The sequence below is a fragment of the Streptomyces sp. NBC_00442 genome (assembly GCF_036014195.1).
Taxonomy (GTDB): domain Bacteria; phylum Actinomycetota; class Actinomycetes; order Streptomycetales; family Streptomycetaceae; genus Streptomyces.
In genome coordinates this window covers 7,411,092-7,428,400 of the sequence record NZ_CP107918.1, presented here as the reverse complement: position 1 = coordinate 7,428,400, position 17,309 = coordinate 7,411,092, and the positions used below count along the sequence as shown (strand labels likewise).

The 17,309-nt window shown below is 69.9% G+C and carries 15 protein-coding genes and 1 pseudogene; 11 read left to right on the top strand and 5 right to left on the bottom strand.

The features are described from left to right. Positions 1-30: 30 nt before the first annotated feature. The 3 genes from OG432_RS33425 (at position 31) to OG432_RS33415 (ending at position 5,552) form a co-directional block, all read left to right on the top strand. Positions 31-936, top strand: coding sequence for a hypothetical protein (locus OG432_RS33425; protein WP_328314701.1), 906 nt, complete (start codon positions 31-33; stop codon positions 934-936). Between the two features lie 124 nt (positions 937-1,060). Next, on the top strand, positions 1,061-5,062 hold the full coding sequence (locus OG432_RS33420; RefSeq protein WP_328314700.1) for a golvesin C-terminal-like domain-containing protein: 4,002 nt from the start codon (positions 1,061-1,063) through the stop codon (positions 5,060-5,062). Positions 5,063-5,138: 76 nt separating this feature from the next. Continuing rightward, positions 5,139-5,552, top strand: coding sequence for a hypothetical protein (locus OG432_RS33415; RefSeq protein WP_328314699.1), 414 nt, complete (start codon positions 5,139-5,141; stop codon positions 5,550-5,552). A gap of 69 nt (positions 5,553-5,621) precedes the next feature. On the opposite strand, the gene OG432_RS33410 is transcribed toward OG432_RS33415, so the two are convergent. Further along, positions 5,622-6,419 (bottom strand): inositol monophosphatase family protein, encoded by a 798-nt coding sequence (locus OG432_RS33410; RefSeq protein ID WP_328314698.1) that lies wholly within the window; start codon positions 6,417-6,419, stop codon positions 5,622-5,624. A 151-nt stretch (positions 6,420-6,570) separates the two neighbouring features. Beyond that, positions 6,571-7,482, bottom strand: coding sequence for a recombinase family protein (locus OG432_RS33405; RefSeq protein WP_328314697.1), 912 nt, complete (start codon positions 7,480-7,482; stop codon positions 6,571-6,573). Positions 7,483-7,612: 130 nt separating this feature from the next. Between OG432_RS33405 and OG432_RS33400 the strand changes: the two genes are divergently transcribed. After that, on the top strand, positions 7,613-8,461 hold the full coding sequence (locus OG432_RS33400; protein ID WP_328314696.1) for an oxidoreductase: 849 nt from the start codon (positions 7,613-7,615) through the stop codon (positions 8,459-8,461). Then, complete coding sequence (locus OG432_RS33395; protein WP_328315349.1) at positions 8,461-9,075, top strand: TetR/AcrR family transcriptional regulator; 615 nt, start codon at positions 8,461-8,463, stop codon at positions 9,073-9,075. The genes OG432_RS33400 and OG432_RS33395 overlap by 1 nt, the downstream gene beginning before the upstream one ends. Before the next feature lie 145 nt (positions 9,076-9,220). On the opposite strand, the gene OG432_RS33390 is transcribed toward OG432_RS33395, so the two are convergent. Together OG432_RS33390 and OG432_RS33385 are read right to left on the bottom strand one after the other, a co-directional pair. After that, positions 9,221-9,343 carry a hypothetical protein gene (locus tag OG432_RS33390; protein ID WP_328314695.1) on the bottom strand — a complete coding sequence of 41 codons (123 nt, stop codon included), beginning with the start codon at positions 9,341-9,343 and terminating at the stop codon, positions 9,221-9,223. Next, positions 9,340-9,867: pseudogene (locus OG432_RS33385) on the bottom strand (DUF4158 domain-containing protein); the annotation flags it as partial. The pseudogene OG432_RS33385 and the gene OG432_RS33390, both read right to left, overlap by 4 nt. A 371-nt stretch (positions 9,868-10,238) precedes the next feature. Here OG432_RS33385 and OG432_RS33380 point away from each other — a divergent pair. From OG432_RS33380 to OG432_RS33360, 5 genes are all read left to right on the top strand, one after another. After that, positions 10,239-10,643, top strand: coding sequence for an SCO4402 family protein (locus OG432_RS33380; protein ID WP_328314693.1), 405 nt, complete (start codon positions 10,239-10,241; stop codon positions 10,641-10,643). 102 nt (positions 10,644-10,745) lie between these two features. Further along, positions 10,746-11,207 (top strand): hypothetical protein, encoded by a 462-nt coding sequence (locus OG432_RS33375; protein ID WP_328314692.1) that lies wholly within the window; start codon positions 10,746-10,748, stop codon positions 11,205-11,207. A 269-nt stretch (positions 11,208-11,476) separates the two neighbouring features. After that, the gene (locus tag OG432_RS33370; RefSeq protein ID WP_328314691.1) at positions 11,477-12,889 is read left to right on the top strand and encodes a family 2B encapsulin nanocompartment shell protein; all 1,413 of its coding nucleotides are present in this window, start codon (positions 11,477-11,479) and stop codon (positions 12,887-12,889) included. A 541-nt stretch (positions 12,890-13,430) separates the two neighbouring features. Continuing rightward, a complete protein-coding gene (locus OG432_RS33365) occupies positions 13,431-14,768 on the top strand; it encodes a family 2 encapsulin nanocompartment cargo protein terpene cyclase (protein WP_443058521.1) in 1,338 nt (445 codons plus the stop codon). Between the two features lie 16 nt (positions 14,769-14,784). After that, on the top strand, positions 14,785-15,663 hold the full coding sequence (locus OG432_RS33360) for a geranyl diphosphate 2-C-methyltransferase (RefSeq protein WP_328314690.1): 879 nt from the start codon (positions 14,785-14,787) through the stop codon (positions 15,661-15,663). A 79-nt stretch (positions 15,664-15,742) separates the two neighbouring features. Here OG432_RS33360 and OG432_RS33355 read toward each other — a convergent pair whose 3' ends face one another. Further along, a complete protein-coding gene (locus OG432_RS33355; protein ID WP_328314689.1) occupies positions 15,743-16,081 on the bottom strand; it encodes a DUF4190 domain-containing protein in 339 nt (112 codons plus the stop codon). 215 nt (positions 16,082-16,296) lie between these two features. Here OG432_RS33355 and OG432_RS33350 point away from each other — a divergent pair, with 215 nt between their 5' ends. Next, entirely contained in the window at positions 16,297-17,301 is a 1,005-nt protein-coding gene (locus OG432_RS33350; RefSeq protein WP_328314688.1) for a ScbA/BarX family gamma-butyrolactone biosynthesis protein, read from the top strand. Positions 17,302-17,309: the final 8 nt, after the last annotated feature.

Below are 17,309 nucleotides of genomic sequence, written 5' to 3'. Positions count from 1 at the left end.
GTCCGTGGACAAGAACAGGGGAGAAAAGGAATGAATCCCAGCAGGACGCTGGTACGCATAGCGATTCCGGTGATGGCCGCGGCGGCGGTGGGGGCCGTCACTGTGGGGGCGCTGTCCGCCAACTCGTCCTCCAGGAGCGGCAGTCCGGTGGCCGGGGCGGAGCCGCGTGCCGATGGCGCTCCGGCGGCGCCGTCGGCGGCGGGTGATCCGGATGATCCCGCGTCGTGGCGGCTGCCCATCGAGACCTACCTGGTCTCCAGGGCCGACGCACGCCTGGTGGGCAGCACCCGGGACAGCGTGATCGCCGCCTGCATGAAGAGGGCCGGTTTCCCGAAGTGGGTTCCGGCGCCCGACCTTCCCGTCCTCGGCGGCAAGACCGTGACGGACTGGCGGTACGGGATCCACGACGCCGCCCAGGTGGCGAAGCGCGGCTACCACCCCGACGCCGCCGAGCAACAGGCCTACGACCGGGCCATGATGGCCGGCGCGGTGGACAAGTCCGGTGCCGACCCGGCCACGTTGCAGGGGTGCGCCCAGTCGGCCGGTGCCACCGTGCCCGCCGTGACGTCGTCGGACCTGGTGGAGCGGATCAAGGGCGACTCGTACGTGCAGTCCGCGAAGGACCCGAAGGTGACGGCGGCCTTCGCGCAGTGGTCCGCCTGCATGAAGGGCAAGGGCTACGCGTACGCCAAACCCATGGACGCGAACGACGACCCGCGCTTCAACGACCCCCGCACCGTGACGGACCTGGAAATCGCGACGGCCACGGCCGATGTCGCGTGCCGTACCCGGGCCCACGTGGAGAAGACGTGGTTCGACGCGGAGGCGGCCCTTCAGACGAAGGCCATCAAGGCGAACCAGGCGGCCCTGAACGGGGTGCGAGAGGCCAACAAGGACATGGTCGGCAAGGCGTCCGCGGCCGCTACGGCCCGATAGTCCCCCCGATGGGCCAGCAGGGCGGGCCGGAAGAGGCCGCGCTGCGGGGCCCGCGCCACATTCCCCCCCACCCAGTCGTGGAGCAACGTTGAGATCGAAACACAGAGCACGCATACCCCTGGCCGTGGCCACGGTCGCCCTGGCGGTCCTCGGTCCGACCCAGGGCGGCCAGGCCTGGGCAGGACAGCCGGCCGGACGGACGGCGCCCGCCGCGGCACCGGACGGTGCGGGCGGGGCCGGGCAGCCGAAGCCGCCGCGTCAGGAGGACTCCTCCCGGGTGCTCGCCCCGGACGGTGTCCTGCCCAAGGCGTGGAAGCAGTCCGCCGACCGTGCGGTGACGGTGGCCGGCGACGGCTCCGGACTGCATGTGATGGCCGCCGACAGCAACAAGGCCTACCAGTGGCGTTCGGTGGCCACGCTGTCCGAGCCCGGCTTCGGCACCGACCTGTGGATCGGGAACGCGTGCGTGACCGGATCCGGCAAGCGGGCCGTCGTCGTCTACGCCCCGCGCGACTTCACCAACAAGCCCGACCTGATGGAGCACGGCGGCTTCGCCGCCGTCGTCGACCTCACCGACGGCAAGGTGACCAAGCTGGCCGACACGGTGACGCTGGCCTACTTCAACCCGGGCTGCGGCTCGGGCGAGTCCGCCGTCCTGACCCAGATCGGCGGCGACCAGGACACGCAGACCCGCCTGTTGACGGTGGACACCACGACCGCCACCGTCACGCACCAGCAGACCGAGAACCTCCAGGTCACCTCGGCGGTCCCCGTCGGCGACACCGTCGTGGGCGCCGCCGCCGGCCGGCTGGTCTCCTTCGACCGCGGCGACCACGCCACCGAACTCACCACCACCTCGGGCCCCGCCTTCCAGCTGCGGGCCGACGGCGAAGGCGGCGTCAGCTTCCTCGACCGTTCCGGCGGGACGGTCAGCGCCCACCGCACCATCAAGGGCCGCACCACCACGTTCGCCCAGGGGCCGACGGGCAGTGTGGGTCTCGCGGCCGGCACGTCCGGGCGGGTCTTCCTCACCGGCACGCCCGCCTCCACCACCGCGCTGCCCGCACCGGTGACACGGCTGAAGGTCGCCGCGGACGCCACGGTGTCCTCCACCGGCGCCCTCGCCATCGACCAGGCGGTCTCCAAGAGCCTGCGCAGCCACGTCAGCAACCCGCTCGCGGCCACCGCGTGGGACGCGGCCGCGCCCCTGCAAGTCACCACCGAGGTGCCGTCCACCGGCAAGAAGATCACCTTCACCGCCGGCCAGGACGGCGCGACCCCCAAGGCCACGGGCAAGAACGCCTCGCCCGCCCTCACCGGTGGTTCCCGGACCGCAGGAGCGAAGGGCACGAACGGGCTCGCCAAGGCCGCGGCCGGTGACCCCAACTCCACCATCGACACCGACCGCGTCTGCTCCATGCCGCGCAACGACCCGAAGCAGCAGGCCTACCAGCCGACCCCCAACCAGGTCGAGTGGGCCGCCGACATGGCCATCCGGGGCAGTCTCACCAGCGCCTACGTCCGCCAGGGCGGCTGGCGCGCCGCCGACGGCCTGGGCACGGTCGACCCGCAGGGCATGTTCCCGCTGCCCGCGCTCGCCGGAACCAGCGGCGGCCGCATCCCCGCCCAGGTCCTGCTCGGCGTACTGACCCAGGAGTCCAACCTGTGGCAGGCCGAAGGCGGCGCCCTGCCCGGCCAGACCAGCTCGACCCTGGCCAGCACCAACGGCTTCTACGGCCACCCCAGCGCCCCCAAGGACCCCCAGGACCACTGGCAGATCGACTGGTCCAAGGCCGACTGCGGATACGGCATCGGACAGCAGACCGACGGCATGAAGACCGGCGATCCCAACGAGCTGCCGGCCGCCCAGCAGAAGGCCATCGCGCTCGACTACACCTCCAACATCGCCGTCGCCGCCCGGACGCTCTCGCAGAAGTGGAACGAACTCCACACCGTCGGCCCCCAGCCCAACGCCATCAAACTGAACACCGACGACCCCGCGGCCCCGGAGAACTGGTTCGCCGCCCTGTGGAACTACAACTCCGGCATGAACTACTACCAGCCGGCCAACCCGACCGCCCCCTGGGGCCTCGGATACCTCAACAACCCCTCCAACCCCATCTACCCGGTGAGCCGGCACGCCTTCCTCGACGGCAACAGCTACGCGGACGCCGCCCATCCGCAGCAGTGGTCGTACGAGGAGAAGGTCCTGGGCTGGGGCGCCTGGCCCATCGACACCGGCCGCTCCTATGCCGACACCGGCGTCGCCAACAAGGGCAACACCGCCGGCTACTCCCCCGCCTGGTGGAGCTCCGACGCCACCCGCTCCACCGTCAAACCCGGCGTCGACGTCTTCTGCAAGCCGACGGAGAACGCCTGCGACCCCACCGCCCCGCCGCGCTGCGAACTCGACCACAAGGGGCCGACCTGCGACCCCCCGTTCTGGTACCACGCCGCGCAGACCACGTGGAAGGTCGACTGCCCCACCAGCTGCGGGCACGAGTACCTGACCTACAAGACGCTCAAGCCCGAACTCGGCAACGGCAACAACGGACCGGGCACGATGTGCGACAACGCCGGTCTGGGGGCCACGATCGTGGACGACGTGCCCAGCAGCGTTCCCACGTTCACCGATGGCTGCGGCAAAACGGGCTGGACCAACTCCGGCACCTTCGGGCTCCAGTTCAACGCCGACTCCCAGGGGCACTACGAGGCCAAGGGTGATCTCCATCAGATCGGCGGCGGGTTCGGCGACCACTTCTGGTACGCCCACGCCCGTGACTTCGCCCACGGAGCGTCCGCGAGCGTCAGCGACCCCGACATCAATCCGGGCACTGCCGGCGGAACGATGGCGGCGACGGGCACCTGGAAGCTCAACTCCCAGCGCACGTCGTGGACTCGCGTGCTGGTGCACCTGCCCGACACGGGATCCGCGAGTCAGCAAGCCGTCTACACCATCCACCTGGGTGACGGCACCACCCACAACAGGACCATCAACGCCATTTCCCACGAGAACAAGTGGGTGAGTCTGGGGATCTACCACTTCACCGCCGGATCCGACTTCCAGGGCGTGACGCTGTCCAACTACACCGCTGAGGGCCAGGCCGACAACGACATCGCCTGGGACGCGGTCGGTTTCCAGTGGCTGTCCGCCAAGCCGCAGCACATCGTGGCCTCCCTGGGTGACTCCTACTCCTCCGGAGAGGGAGCGGGCGCGTACGACAGCTCGACCGACCAGGACCACGGCACCATCAACTGGAACGCCTGTCGCCGCAGCGCCAACGCCTGGCCGCGCAAGCTGGTGCTGCCGGGCATGCCCGCGAACCTGGCGACACTGTCCGACAACTTCAGTCCGAGTGCGGAGCTGGGATTCGTCGCCTGTTCCGGCGCCTGGTCGACCGAGGTCGACGGACGCGCCACCACCGCCTACTGGCAGACCGGTGATGTCTCCGCCGCCGAAGGCGAGTTCCGGGAGATACCGCAAACCGACTCCGGCGTCCTGACGAAGGACACCACGCTGGTGACCCTCACCGCCGGGGGCAACAACTACGGTGCCTTCGTCGACGCGGTCAGCGACTGCGCGTTCCCGACGAACTGCGCCACCGACGAGTTCCTCACCAAATACAAGGGACTGATCGACAAGACGAAGACGGACATCGGCAACACCCTCCGGGTCATCACTCAGCGTGCCCCGAACGCCAGGGTCGTCCTGGTCGGATATCCGGAGGTGCTCAGCCGTACGGTCAAGTGCACGGGCTCCTGGTTCTTCGACGGCAGCGAGGCGGCCGCTCTGGCCACGCTCGCCAACTACATGGACACCTCCCAGAAACAGGAGGTGGACGAGCTCAAGGGCATGGGTTACAACGTGACGTATGCCAACCCGATCGACTGGTTCGTCGGGCACGGCGGCTGTGACAGCGAGGAGTGGATCAACAAGATCGTGCTGGGGCCCAACGGTGACGGAGACTTTCACCCGGGCGACCCCTACTCCAAATGCATCTCGGCGCCCGGCATCGGTCAGTCCTGCCTGAGCCGCGAGGCCTTCCACCCCAACAATGCGGGCACATCGGGGTACGAGCACTTCGTGGAAAAGGTCTTGAAGGACACGGGCTATACGGGAACATGACCGGGTGATTCCTGCCGCTCAAGGCCATGACAGCCGGCCGTCCGGGCCTCTCGCCCGGACGGCCGGCTGTCTCGGCATGATCCTTCTGGTCTGTTTCCTGCTCGCCGTGGGTCTGCTGGCCTGGATCTTCCTCACGCTGCACCACGTCCAGGCGGAGCATGACCGTGACGGGAAGAACTCTGTCGTGTCGGCCGCCGAACAGCTCAGGGGCGCCCTGGAACGAGCCGACGCCGATGGCGTGCTCACCGATCGGGAAGTGGCCCAAGTCCTGGGCGACCGGCCCCCGTTGTCGCTGACCCGCGAAGCCAACCGCACCGATCTCGTGGTGCAGGTCGCGACTTCCGGCTGGGCGCAGTGTTACACCTTCACGGCGCTGGGCGCCGCGCACGTGACCAGCCGCCCCCTCGACGCCTGCCCGCCCTCCACGCCGAGCGTTTCCGCCCGGCCGCCCTCCGTGCCGGGCGTTTCCGCCCGGCCGAAGCCCCGTTGAGCGGCATGCGCGGACCGCTCACCCCGCCGGGGCGAGGCAGGGCGGAACGCCCGGACTTCGGGGCGCGCCTCAGCCCCGCCCTTTGATGATCGACATCAGCTGCCCGTGGGTCTCGGCGTCGGCGGCCACCACGAGGCCCCGGCCCTGCGGGCCGACGGGAGCCCCGTCGATGCCGGTGACCACACAGCCGGCGGCCCGGCACAACGCTATTCCGGCGGCGAAGTGCACGCTCCCGGACAGGTCGCCCCCATCGGTGAGGTACGCCGCCCGCTTGCCGGCCGCGACCCAGGCCAGCGCCAGGCTCGTGGACACCACGCGCGGGCGGAACCGTGCCGCGAATCCGGCGTGGGCCAGCACGTCCACGGCACGGAACCCGGGGGCGCCGGGGAAGGGCGGGTCCAGGTTGAGGTCCACAAGCCGGGTCGCCGGGGTGGGTGCGAGGGGCGTGTCGGAGCCCTCGTGGCGCACCCAGGCGCTCTGCCCGTCGGTAACGAAGACCTCGTCCGCGAACGGGTCGGCCACGGCCGCCGACCCGCCGCGCAGCGCCACGTTGACGGCCACCAGCATGTTCCCGACGGCATAGTTCAGGGTGCCGCACAGAGGATCCACCAGCCACTCCCGCGCGGAGTCGGCGGCCCCCTGGCGGCCGCCCTCTTCGCCGAGCATCCCGTCATCGGGCCGTGCCGCACGGATGACGCCGAGGATGGCCTCCTCCGCCGCCAAGTCGGCCGCGGTGGCGAAGTCCCCGGCACCCTTGTCCACACGGGCGAGTCGCCCGCCATACATGCCGCGCACCACGTCCGCTCCGGCGCGCGCCGCCGCTATCGCGACCTCGGTGTCGTCGAGGCACGCGTATGAGGTGATCATGCGGTCACACTACTGGGCCCTGTCCTCGTATAGCCACGGCCAGGTGGCGAGTAGCCCTGTGTAGCGTTCTGGGCTGCGGTCTCGGCGGTCTATCAGCGCCGAGCGTCGTTTACAGCCTCGGGACTGCTACAGCGGCTGGCGCTGAGAACGATCATGGTCCGGTCGGTGCGAGCGCGCTGACGCGGTTCTCGTACTCGCGGCGGGCCTTGCGCTGAGCCGGGACCGCGCCGTGGCCGCCGTCGAGCGGCTGGCAGCGGTCAAGAAGCTGACGGTGCACGCCGGGGACGGCGCTGACCCGCAGGGTGTAGCCCAGGCCGCGCCGTACGGTCACGCCCTGGTCGAGCGCGGCCCGCTCGATGTCGTCCAGCTCGGCGGCGCGGAGGAAGTCGGCGACCTTGCCCGGCATGTCGAGGGTGACCGGCAGTTCCCGGGCGGAGGCGTCAGGGTCGGCGGCCGTGTGCTCGGGCAGGAGGTCGGCTACAGCTGTGCGGATGGCGCCGCGGCTGACACCGTGGTCGCGGGCGAGGGCGGCGATGGAGCGGCCTTCCAGGTACGCGGTGCGCACGGCGCCGGTCTCGTCGGCCGCCACAGCGGGGCGGCGTCCTCCCTTGTTGCCTTTGGTCTCGGCGGCGCGCAGTCCGTCGTAGGTCAGCTCTCGCTGGAGGTCGCGCTGGAGTTCGCCGGCGGCCGCGAGGGTCTGTACCACGAACTTCACCGTGGACAGCGGTTCTCCGGTGCGCTGGTGGCGGGCGGTGAGATCCATCGCGGAGAACGCCCCGTCGTGGATGCGCAGGGCAAGGCGGTCGCGGTGGAGGACGTCGAGTACGTCAAGGAGGTGGCCGGTTCCGCGTACGAGGCGGAACATCTCGGAGATGTGCACGGTGTCGCCGGGCCGGGCGTAGTCGAGGAGCGCTCGGAACTTCGGGCGCTGGAGAGGGTGGAGGCGGCTGGAGGTGCCCGGGTCCTCTTCTCGCTGGGTGTCCCTGTGGTGATCGGGGTGCGGTTCTGGTTGACGGCCTGGCTGCTGGGCCTTGGCGGCGCCGATTCGGGCGGTGCGGGGCACGCGGATGACCTTGAGTACTCCATCCCTTGAGCACTACCAGAATCGACATGGTGACGGTAAAAATCGACACTGTGTAGACTTTCTGGTGAAGGAGCGGCCCGGCTCCTCGCAAGACCTCTCTGGAGGAACAGTGCAAGAGCAGAACTGGCTCATCACCGGCGTCAGCACGGGCCTCGGACGTGCCTTCGCCGAGGCTGCCCTGGCCGCAGGTCATACCGTCGTCGGCACAGTCCGCTCCGAGGAGGACCTGCGGGCCTTCGAAGGGCTCAGGCCCGGTAACGCTCACGGTTACCTGCTGGACGTGACGGACGATGACGCCGTCCCCCGTGTGGTCGCGGAGGTGGAGCAGAGCGTCGGCCCTTTGGATGTCGTCGTCGCCAACGCCGGCTACGGCCTGGAGGGAACCTTCGAGGAAACCCCGCTGGCCGAGGTGCGGCGGCAGTTCGAGGTCAACGTGTTCGGGGCGGTGGCCACGCTGCGGGCGGCGCTGCCCCACATGCGCCGACGTCGCCGCGGACACCTGATGGCCGTCACCTCCATGGGCGGGCTCATGGCCGTGCCCGGCATGTCCGCCTACTGTGGCAGCAAGTTCGCCCTGGAAGGCATCCTCGAGGCGCTGGGCAAGGAAGTCGCGCAGTTCGGCATCCACGTGACGGCGATCGAGCCCGGCTCCTTCCGCACCGACTGGGCCGGACGGTCCATGACACGCGCCGCGCGGACCGTCGATGACTACGACGAGCTGTTCACCCCCATCCGCGAAGCGCGACAGAAGGCCAGCGGCAACCAGCTGGGCAACCCAGCCAAAGCCGGGGACGCCCTCGTGCACATCACTTCGGTCGAGCGCCCGCCGGCCCACCTCGTCCTGGGCTCGGACGCGCTGCGACTGGTCACCGCCGCCCGCACGGCCGTGGACGAGGACATCCGCGCATGGGAGACACTCTCCCGTACGACCGACTTCGCCGACGGCGCGCAGCTCTGATGCCCGGCCACCACCCCGCGCGGAGCCGTCGCGCCGCCGAGCGCAAGGGCGACGCCCGGGAGCGGGCCATCCTCGACACCTGCGAGGCCCTGCTGGCGCACAAGGGCTACGACGCCATGACCGTCGCCGACATCGCCCAGGGCGCCGGCATCACCCGCGGCGCGCTGTACTTCTACTACGGATCCAAGCAAGAAGTGGTCACGGCACTCGTGGCCCGAACCGTCGAGCACCTGTGGGAGCGGTCGAGGGCCACCGCGGAGGCCGACGAGCCGCGCCGGGCCATCGCCGCAGCCATGCAGCGCACGGTCGAGTTGTGGAATGAGCACGGCCTGGTCATGCGCACGGCGATCGACCTGTCGTTGACCGTGCCGGAGATCGGCGAGCTGTGGAACCACACGGCTGACCTGTTCATCGCGGCTATCACCGCCGTCCTGGAACGCGCCGGCGTCCAGGCCGGCACTGCACCGGACCAGGCCCCGGCGATGGCACGCGCCCTGTGCTGGATGATCGAACGGACCTTCTACCACGCCTCACAGGAATCCCGCGAGAAGCTCCAAGATGCGTCGGCGACATGCGAACACATCTGGCTGACCAGCGCCGGTCTGACCACCTGAGGTATCTGCCATGGACGCGGTGAGGCGCGGAACCATGAAGTTCCGGTCGGGCCTTGCCCAGTGAAGTGGACACCTGTTCGCGTCGTTATGCGACGAGGGTGCTGGTGGCCAGATGCTGTTCGTAGGCGATCCGAGCCCCAGTTCCTCACTCCGGGGCCGCCGCTGGTCTGCCCTCGGGGGCGCGCGGCGCGGGCACGGCGGCCCGGTCGGTCAGGTCCAGGTCGAGGTGTCTGCTCATGTCCAGCTCGAACCGGCCGTAGGGATTCACGTGGGTCCAGGGGTGAAGTGCGACCGGCCGCCGCCGGCCACGGATCCGGCGCCGTCGACTCCCTGGACCGTGTCGCCTGCGATCAGTTCCTCCAGCCGCGAGCAGGTCGAGCGGCTGAGCCGGGCCAGCGTGCTGTGGCAAAACTGCGCCTCGAAGTCCCTGATCGCCTTGCCGACCAACCGCTTCACCTGTCCCGGAGCTGGTGGCTCGATGCAGTCGTTCCGGCAGCGGGCCACCACCGCGGCCGCCAGCCGGTCCCGCGACAGCTCCACCGGGCACAGCTCAGCAGTCAGCCACCCGGCCAGCCGTTCCTGGTCCTCCTCGGTGTTCGGCCGGAATCCGTACGCAGCCCGGATCTCCTTGCGATGCCGCTTGATCCGATCACCCTGCCAGTCGTACGCCGCCCACGCCTCCGCCGGCACTTTCACCTGCTGGGCCACGTACTCCACCGCGGCGGCCGGAACCTCCCCGGCCGACTCCGGGAACCGGGCCTCCACCTCGAAGAACTTCAGCAGCAGCGCGAACCCGAGCCGGTCGCCCCCGACTTGTCCGTACCTTCTTCATGTCGTCTTCGAGTGGCGTCCAGACCTCGATCAGGTCTTCCGGCTCCCAATCCTGCCGCACCCGCCCGCCCTCTCGCCGAGATCACCCATTCAGCTCAACGAGACGGCCAACAAGGGGAAACGACAGCCCGGAATATCACTCAGCGTTACTCGCCACCTGGCCGCAGCTATACGAGGACAGGGCCTACTGGCCCGCCCGCGGCGCCGAGGACGGTTTTGGCGATCGGTGAACCGTTGCGCCGCACCGGGGGCGTGCGGAGCTGTCGTCCGACCACGATGCGCCGGGCAAGAGCCGGGATTCGGGGATCAGTACGGATCAGTACACTCACGGAGTGGCAGATCACGGCATCGAATTCCCCGTCTTCCGGCTCCATCTCGTGCCGGCGGTCCTCGCCCTCGCGACCCCTTCGTGGCAGCGAGAAGTGTGGCTGTGCCGGGAGGAGTTCGAGACGCTGACCTACGTGGTCACCGTTCTTTTCGACGACTTCTGCGACGCCGCCGACCCCGCGCCCTGGCTGGGCCGGAGTCTGCGCACGGAGGAGGAGGTCACCCTGATGCGACAGCTGGGAGAGGCCTACGGCGTCGTGGAGTCCGCCGTGGGCCGGGACGCCCCGGACGAGGACTACATCCAGGCCCCCGCGTGGGAGTCCGTCGTCGCTATCGCGGCCAGGCTGGCCCAGGTGATGGTGACCAACGACCTCAAGGCCGCGGCGCGGCCGAGCGGATCCGGGGCCTGAGCCACCGGCGCGGGACCGGCGGAGCGTCGAGAGCACGGTCCTGATCGGCCATGGCAAGACGCCCGTAATCATGGGTGCGGGCTCTATCGGACAGGGGGAGCAATGGGCGGCACACCCACCACGGGCGCGGACATACCGGAACCTGACACCACGCACCGCTACACCTTTCATTCCTGGCAACTGGTCGCCGCGGGCTGTCTGTTCGGCGCGATCGCCTTCTGGGAACGCTGGCAGGGGGCGCGGACGGGGCGCCGGTATACGCTGTGCCACCACTCCGCCCACCTGAACCACCTGACGCTGACCGCCCTGGCCCTCGTCGCGGCCGCCCCGGTCGTCTCGATCGCCTGCGCGATCGTCGCGGATTCCCGCGGCGCGGTGGCCTCGCGCCGACTCGTCGCCGGCTGTCTGGTGACCGTCCTGGCACTGCTGGTGGCCGCCGACACCGTGGACGCTGCCGGCGAACGGCAGGCGCAACGCCTCACCGTGGCCGAGCCGTTCGACGGAGCCGTGTGCGACTACGCACCGCAGGACTACACGGCGACCCCGGGCTGGTTCGCGTGGTGACGCGAGCCCCACAGTGATCCACCCTCGCACCAGCGCGGCCCGCCCCCTCCCCAAGTACGCACGTCAGCAAGGCCGTTCCCGACCGTGGCGGGATTGCGCCAAATCTACGCGTGGCATGTTTACGGCCGCCGCGGCCCGCTCGCTCACCTATCGAACGGGGCGCTCCACTATGCACCGTCTGGGGAATGGGCGGCTCCCCTTTCCTCTGTCACGCTGAAGTCGCAGCATGCCAGGGTGAAATGCCAGCGTAAATCAGGGATTGGGGAGTCATGTCGGTCGATACGGGTGCGGAGACGGCAGGAGCGGCCACGCGTGGCCAGCAGAGTCTCGGGACAGCCGCCGCACGGAACTTGGCGACCACCACCAAGTCCGCCCCCCAGATGCAGGAGATCAGCTCCCGTTGGCTGCTGCGGAAACTGCCGTGGGTCCAGGTGCAAGGTGGTACGTACCGGGTCAACAGGCGGCTGAGCTACACCGTCGGGGACGGCCGGGTCGAGTTCATTCAGACCGGCGGCCGCGTACAGGTCATCCCCGCGGAGCTGAGCGAGCTGCCCGCACTGCGCGACTACGACGACGAGGAAGCCCTGACGGAGCTGGCGAACCGCTGCGCGCAGCACGAGTTCGCCGCCGGTGAGGTCATCGCGAACGCCGGGTCGCCGACCGACCGGGTGTTCCTGCTGGCGCACGGCAGGGTGGCGAAGGTCGGCACCGGCCAGTACGGCGACGAGACGGAGCTGGGATTCCTCGCGGACGGCGCCTACTTCGGTGAGCGCGCGCTGGTGGACCCCGAGGCCCAGTGGGAGCACACCGTCCGCGCCACCACGGCCTGTACGGTGCTGGAGCTCACCAGGTCGGACGTCCTCAACCTCGCCGAGCGCTCCGAGAGCCTGAACCAACACCTCGGCGACCTCTCCGACCAGCCGGACCGGGCGACCAACAAGTACGGCGAGGCGGCGATCGACCTCTCCGCGGGCCACATCGGCGAAGCGGTCATCCCCCACACGTACGTCGACTACGAGAGCTCGCCCCGCGAGTACGAACTCTCCGTCGCGCAGACCGTGCTGAAGGTCCACAGCCGGGTCGCGGACCTCTACAACCAGCCGATGAACCAGACCGAGCACCAGCTCAGGCTGACCGTCGAGGCACTGCGCGAGCGCCAGGAACACGAACTCATCAACAACCCCGAGTTCGGCCTGCTCACCAACTGCGACTACGGGCAGCGGATCCAGCCGCACGACGGCGTGCCGAGCCCCGACGACATGGACGAGCTGCTCTCGCGCCGCCGCGGCTCCAAGCTCTTCCTCGCCCACCCCAAGGCGATCGCCGCCTTCGGCCGTGAGTGCAACAAGCGCGGCCTCGTGCCCGAGTCCGTCGAGATCGACGGACATCGCCTCCCGGCCTGGCGCGGAGTGCCGATCTACCCCTGCGGGAAGATCCCGCTGAGTGACACGCGGACGACGTCGATCATCTGCATGCGTACCGGCGAGGACCAACAGGGCGTCATCGGTCTGCGCCAGTCGGGCATCCCGGACGAGATCGAGCCGAGCCTGTCCGTGCGCTTCATGGGCATCGACGAGCAGGCGATCATCTCGTACCTGGTCACGGCCTACTACTCGGCCGCCATCCTGGTGCCCGACGCGCTGGGCGTCCTGGAGAACGTGGAAGTCAGCCGCTGGCGGTGACCCACGGGTCTGCCCACCAGCTGTTGGTCCACCGGTGCCCGCCCGCGAGGGCCGGCGGGGCCGGCGGGCGACGGCCACGACGAGCCGTCGCCCGCCGCCCCGGCCGGGGAGGTCACGAGCAGGGCCCACGGTGCCTGCGCTCTTCCAACCGGTCCGCCATGGGCTCCAGTTGAGCCACGCGTATCGGCTCGGCTCCGTTCCTGCGTGCCGGTGTCGTGTCGGTGCCGGTGTAGTGCCGCATGGAGGCTGCCGGACCCCCTGGGTGCTCACCCCCCCCATGGCTGTCCCCGCCGTCGCCCGCCCTCCCGTCGTCCTGCGCCGACCGGCGGCGTCGGCCACGGGATGCCCGCCCGCCGCCACGCGGCCCGCTGAGCGGCAGAGGCATCAAGTGCCGCTGCCGAGAGCGGCGTTGGCGGGACCTCGGCCCTCTTCCGGTGGCGACCGCTCCCCCACCGTCCGCGCGCCCGGCTCACCGGTCCCGCACTCCTTCCGCGCACGGTGGGCGCGCTCGGAACAATCCGCCTCACGCAAGGAGCAATGGATGCCCGTCCCCGACCTCAGTCCAGTGCAGGTGCACATGGTCCCGCAGGTCACGACAGCGGAACCCGTCGCGCCGGCCGTCGCCGACGGCACCTGCCCGCCGCTCTCGGCCGACGCCCCGGATCCGCCCGCGGTTCCGGGCGCCGGACCGGCCGCCGCCCCGCCCGTGGGCGTCGGCGCGGACCGCGTCACCGAGCCCTGCGCGCTGCCGGACGACACGGGCTTCGCGGAACTGCCCGCGGCGGGGCCACACGGCGTGACGCCCATGAGCCCCGAGGTCCTGGAACGTGTCCTGCGCGGCCCCAGCGGGCTGGGAACGAGCGGCCTGCGCCTTGCGCCCCGTATCGAAACGCAGGCGGGCGGCACCGCGGTGCCGGGTCTCTACCACCATCCGGTGGCGGAGCCCGACCCGGTGCGGGTGGCGGAGGTGAGCCGCAGGATCAAGGACTGGGCGGTGCACGAGGTCGAGCTGTATCCGCCGGAGTGGGAGGACCAGTTCGACGGGTTCGCCCTCGGCCGCTACATGGTGGCCTGCCACCCCGACGCCCCGACCGTCGACCACCTGATGCTCGCGACACGGCTGATGGCCGCGGAGAACGCGCTCGACGACTGCTACTGCGAGGACCACGGGGGCTCGCCCGTGGGTCTCGGCGGGCGCCTCCTGCTGGCGCACACCGCTCTCGACCCGCTCCACACCACGCGGGAACACACGGCGACCTGGGCTCAGTCGCTGTTCAGCGACGCCCCGCGCCGGGCCTACCGGTCGGCCATGGAGTACTTCGTCGAGGCCGCCAGCGCCTCACAGGCCGACCGCTACCGGCACGACATGGCCCGTCTGCACCTGGGCTACCTCGCCGAGGCCGCGTGGGCGCAGACGGAGTACATGCCCGAGGTCTGGGAGTACCTGGCGATGCGTCAGTTCAACAACTTCCGCCCCTGCCCGACCATCACCGACACCGTCGGCGGCTACGAGCTGCCCGCCGACCTGCATGCCAGGCCCGCCATGCAGAGAGTCATCGCGCTCGCCTCCAACGCCACCACCATCGTCAACGACCTCTACTCCTACACCAAGGAACTCGACGCCCCCGGGCGCCATCTGAACCTGCCGGTGGTCATCGCCGAGAGCGAGAGCTGCGGGCCCCGCGAGGCGTACCTCAAGGCGGTCGAGGTCCACAACGAGCTCATGCACGACTTCGAAGCCGAGGCATCCGCCCTGGCCGTCGCCTGCCCCGCGCCCCAAGTGGTCCGGTTCCTGCACGGAGTGGCGGCGTGGGTCGACGGCAACCACCACTGGCATCAGACCAACAGCTACCGCTACACACTGCCCGACTTCTGGTAAGCAAAGGAAACCCACCGTGTCCACGAACGTCGAACCCACCACCAGCACCGCTACGATCCCCGGTCCTGCCACGCCCTACCAGGACGACATCGCCCGTTACTGGGACCACGAGGCCCGGCCGGTGAACCTGCGCCTCGGCGATGTCGACGGCCTGTACCACCACCACTACGGCATCGGCGATGTCGACCACTCGGCGCTCGCAGCGCCGGGCGCCACCGACCGGGACACGAAGCTGATCGCGGAGCTCCACCGCCTGGAGTCCGCCCAGTCGGACCTGCTCCTGGACCACGTCGGGCCCGTCGCCCCCGGCGCCACCCTGGTGGACGCCGGCTGCGGCCGGGGCGGCTCCATGGTCATGGCCCATCAGCGCTTCGGGTGCAGGGTCGAGGGCGTCACGCTCTCGGCCAAGCAGGCCGACTTCGCCAACCAGCGCGCCCGCGACCTCGGGATCGACAGCTCGGTGCGGTCCCGGGTCTGCAACATGCTGGACATGCCGTTCACGACCGGAGAGGCCGCGGGCTCGTGGAACAACGAGTCGAGCATGTACGTCGATCTGCACGACCTGTTCGCCGAGCACGCCCGCATCCTCGCCCCCGGCGGCCGGTACGTGACGATCACCGGTTGCTGGAACCCCAAGTACGGCCAGCCGTCCAAGTGGGTCTCGCAGATCAACGCGCACTTCGAGTGCAACATCCACTCGCGTCGTGAATACCTGCGGGCCATGGCCGACAACCGCCTGGTCCCGCAGGCGGTCATCGACCTGACGCCCGAGACCCTGCCGTACTGGGAGCTCCGGGCCACCTCGTCGCTCGTCACGGGCATCGAGGAGGCGTTCATCAACTCCTACAAGGACGGCTCGTTCCAGTACGTCCTCATCGCGGCCGACCGCGTCTGACGGACCCGCAGGCAGCCGACCACTTCCGGCGGTCCGGCACCCCACGCGGCGTGCCGGACCTCGTCGGGAGGGGCGGCCCTCAGCTGTCGACGATCGCGCCCAGTCCGACGACGACACCGATCAGCAACAGCACCACGAGCAGGACATAGAGCAGGGTCAGATAGGCCGTCACGAGCGAGGCGAGGGCGAGCCATCGACCCGGAAGCCCCCGGCGTCGTGCCCGGCTGCGGCCGATGTGGCCGGAGATGATCGCGACCAGCGTGGACAGCAGGATGAGGACGACCCATCCCACGGTGAGCGGCAGGAACAGCGTGCCGGTGGCAAGGCTCCCGGTGGCCGCCATCACTCCCGCCACGGCCGCCGTGACACTCACGTCCGCAGCCCGGTTCTTCGGGCCTTCGTCCACTGCGCTGCTCATGCCGGGACTCTAACCGGCCCCTTCGGCCCGTCCTGAATCCGGCCTCGGAGGGCAGCCCGGCCGCAGCGGGGAGATGGAGCGGATGCGCCACTTTTTGATGGACGTGAAAGCCGCCAAGGCTGGAAATTAAACCGGCTGGTATGTATCTTCGAGCTTGCGAGAGGCCGTCCCACGTTCCTTCTCGCCTCGCTTGAAGCGCGGATCCTGGGGGAGTCATGTCCACAAGCACGTTCCGCTTCCATTCGCCGGCGGACCTGTCGACAGCGATCGAGGGTACAGGGGCCATCGCGCCCCCCATGTTCCGCTATCCCGATCTCACTACGACAGTTCCCCAGGAATTCGTGCACCGGGCCGCCGTGGCGGAGGTGCTGCTCACCGGCTGGGAGCGGCTCGACGACACCACATTCCGAATCAAGGCCCAGCTGCCCCGGAGCCACAGCTTCTACGCACCCCTCAGCGGCGCCCGTTACGACCCTTTGATGGTCACTGAAACAATCCGCCAAGTCGGTTCTCTGCTGGCTCACGCGGAATTCACCGTTCCGCTCGGTCATCAATTCATGATGAAGGACCTGACCGTCTCCATGCGGCCCGGTCAGCTGCTCGTGGGTGACACCCCGGCGGCGCTCGACCTGCACGTCACGTGCAGCGAAACGAAGTGGCGCAGACAGGCCTTCGCCGGGACCCGCTACGACGCGGTGATCCGCCGGGACGGCGAGATCGTCGCCACCGGTGGCGCCATGTACACGTGCGTAGCCCCGGAGGTGTACCGACGGCTCCGCGGCGACCGCCGGCGCTCCGGCGAGGGGGCCGCGCCCCAGCTGACGGCTCCGGTCTCGCCGCAGAGCGTGGGCCGCATGTCGCCCATGGACGTGGTCCTGTCCCCCGCGAACGAGGCCGACCGATGGCGTCTGCGGGTGGACACGCGCCACCCCATACTCTTCGACCACCCGGTCGACCACGTACCGGGAATGGTTCTCCTGGAGGCCGCCCGGCAGGCCGCGACCGCGCTGCTGCTGCGGTCGGACCCCCAGCACTCGCCCTTGCTGCCGTCGCGTGTCGAGAGCGAGTTCCTGCGCTACACCGAGCTGGACGCCCCGTGCACGATCGAGGCCTGCCGGGTGCCGGGCGGCCCGCAGGAGGTCGCCGTTCTGGTGACCGGAACCCAGAACGGCGAGCAGGTCTTCAGTTGCGTGATCGCCGCGGCCGACGCCCACCCGTGACGGTACGC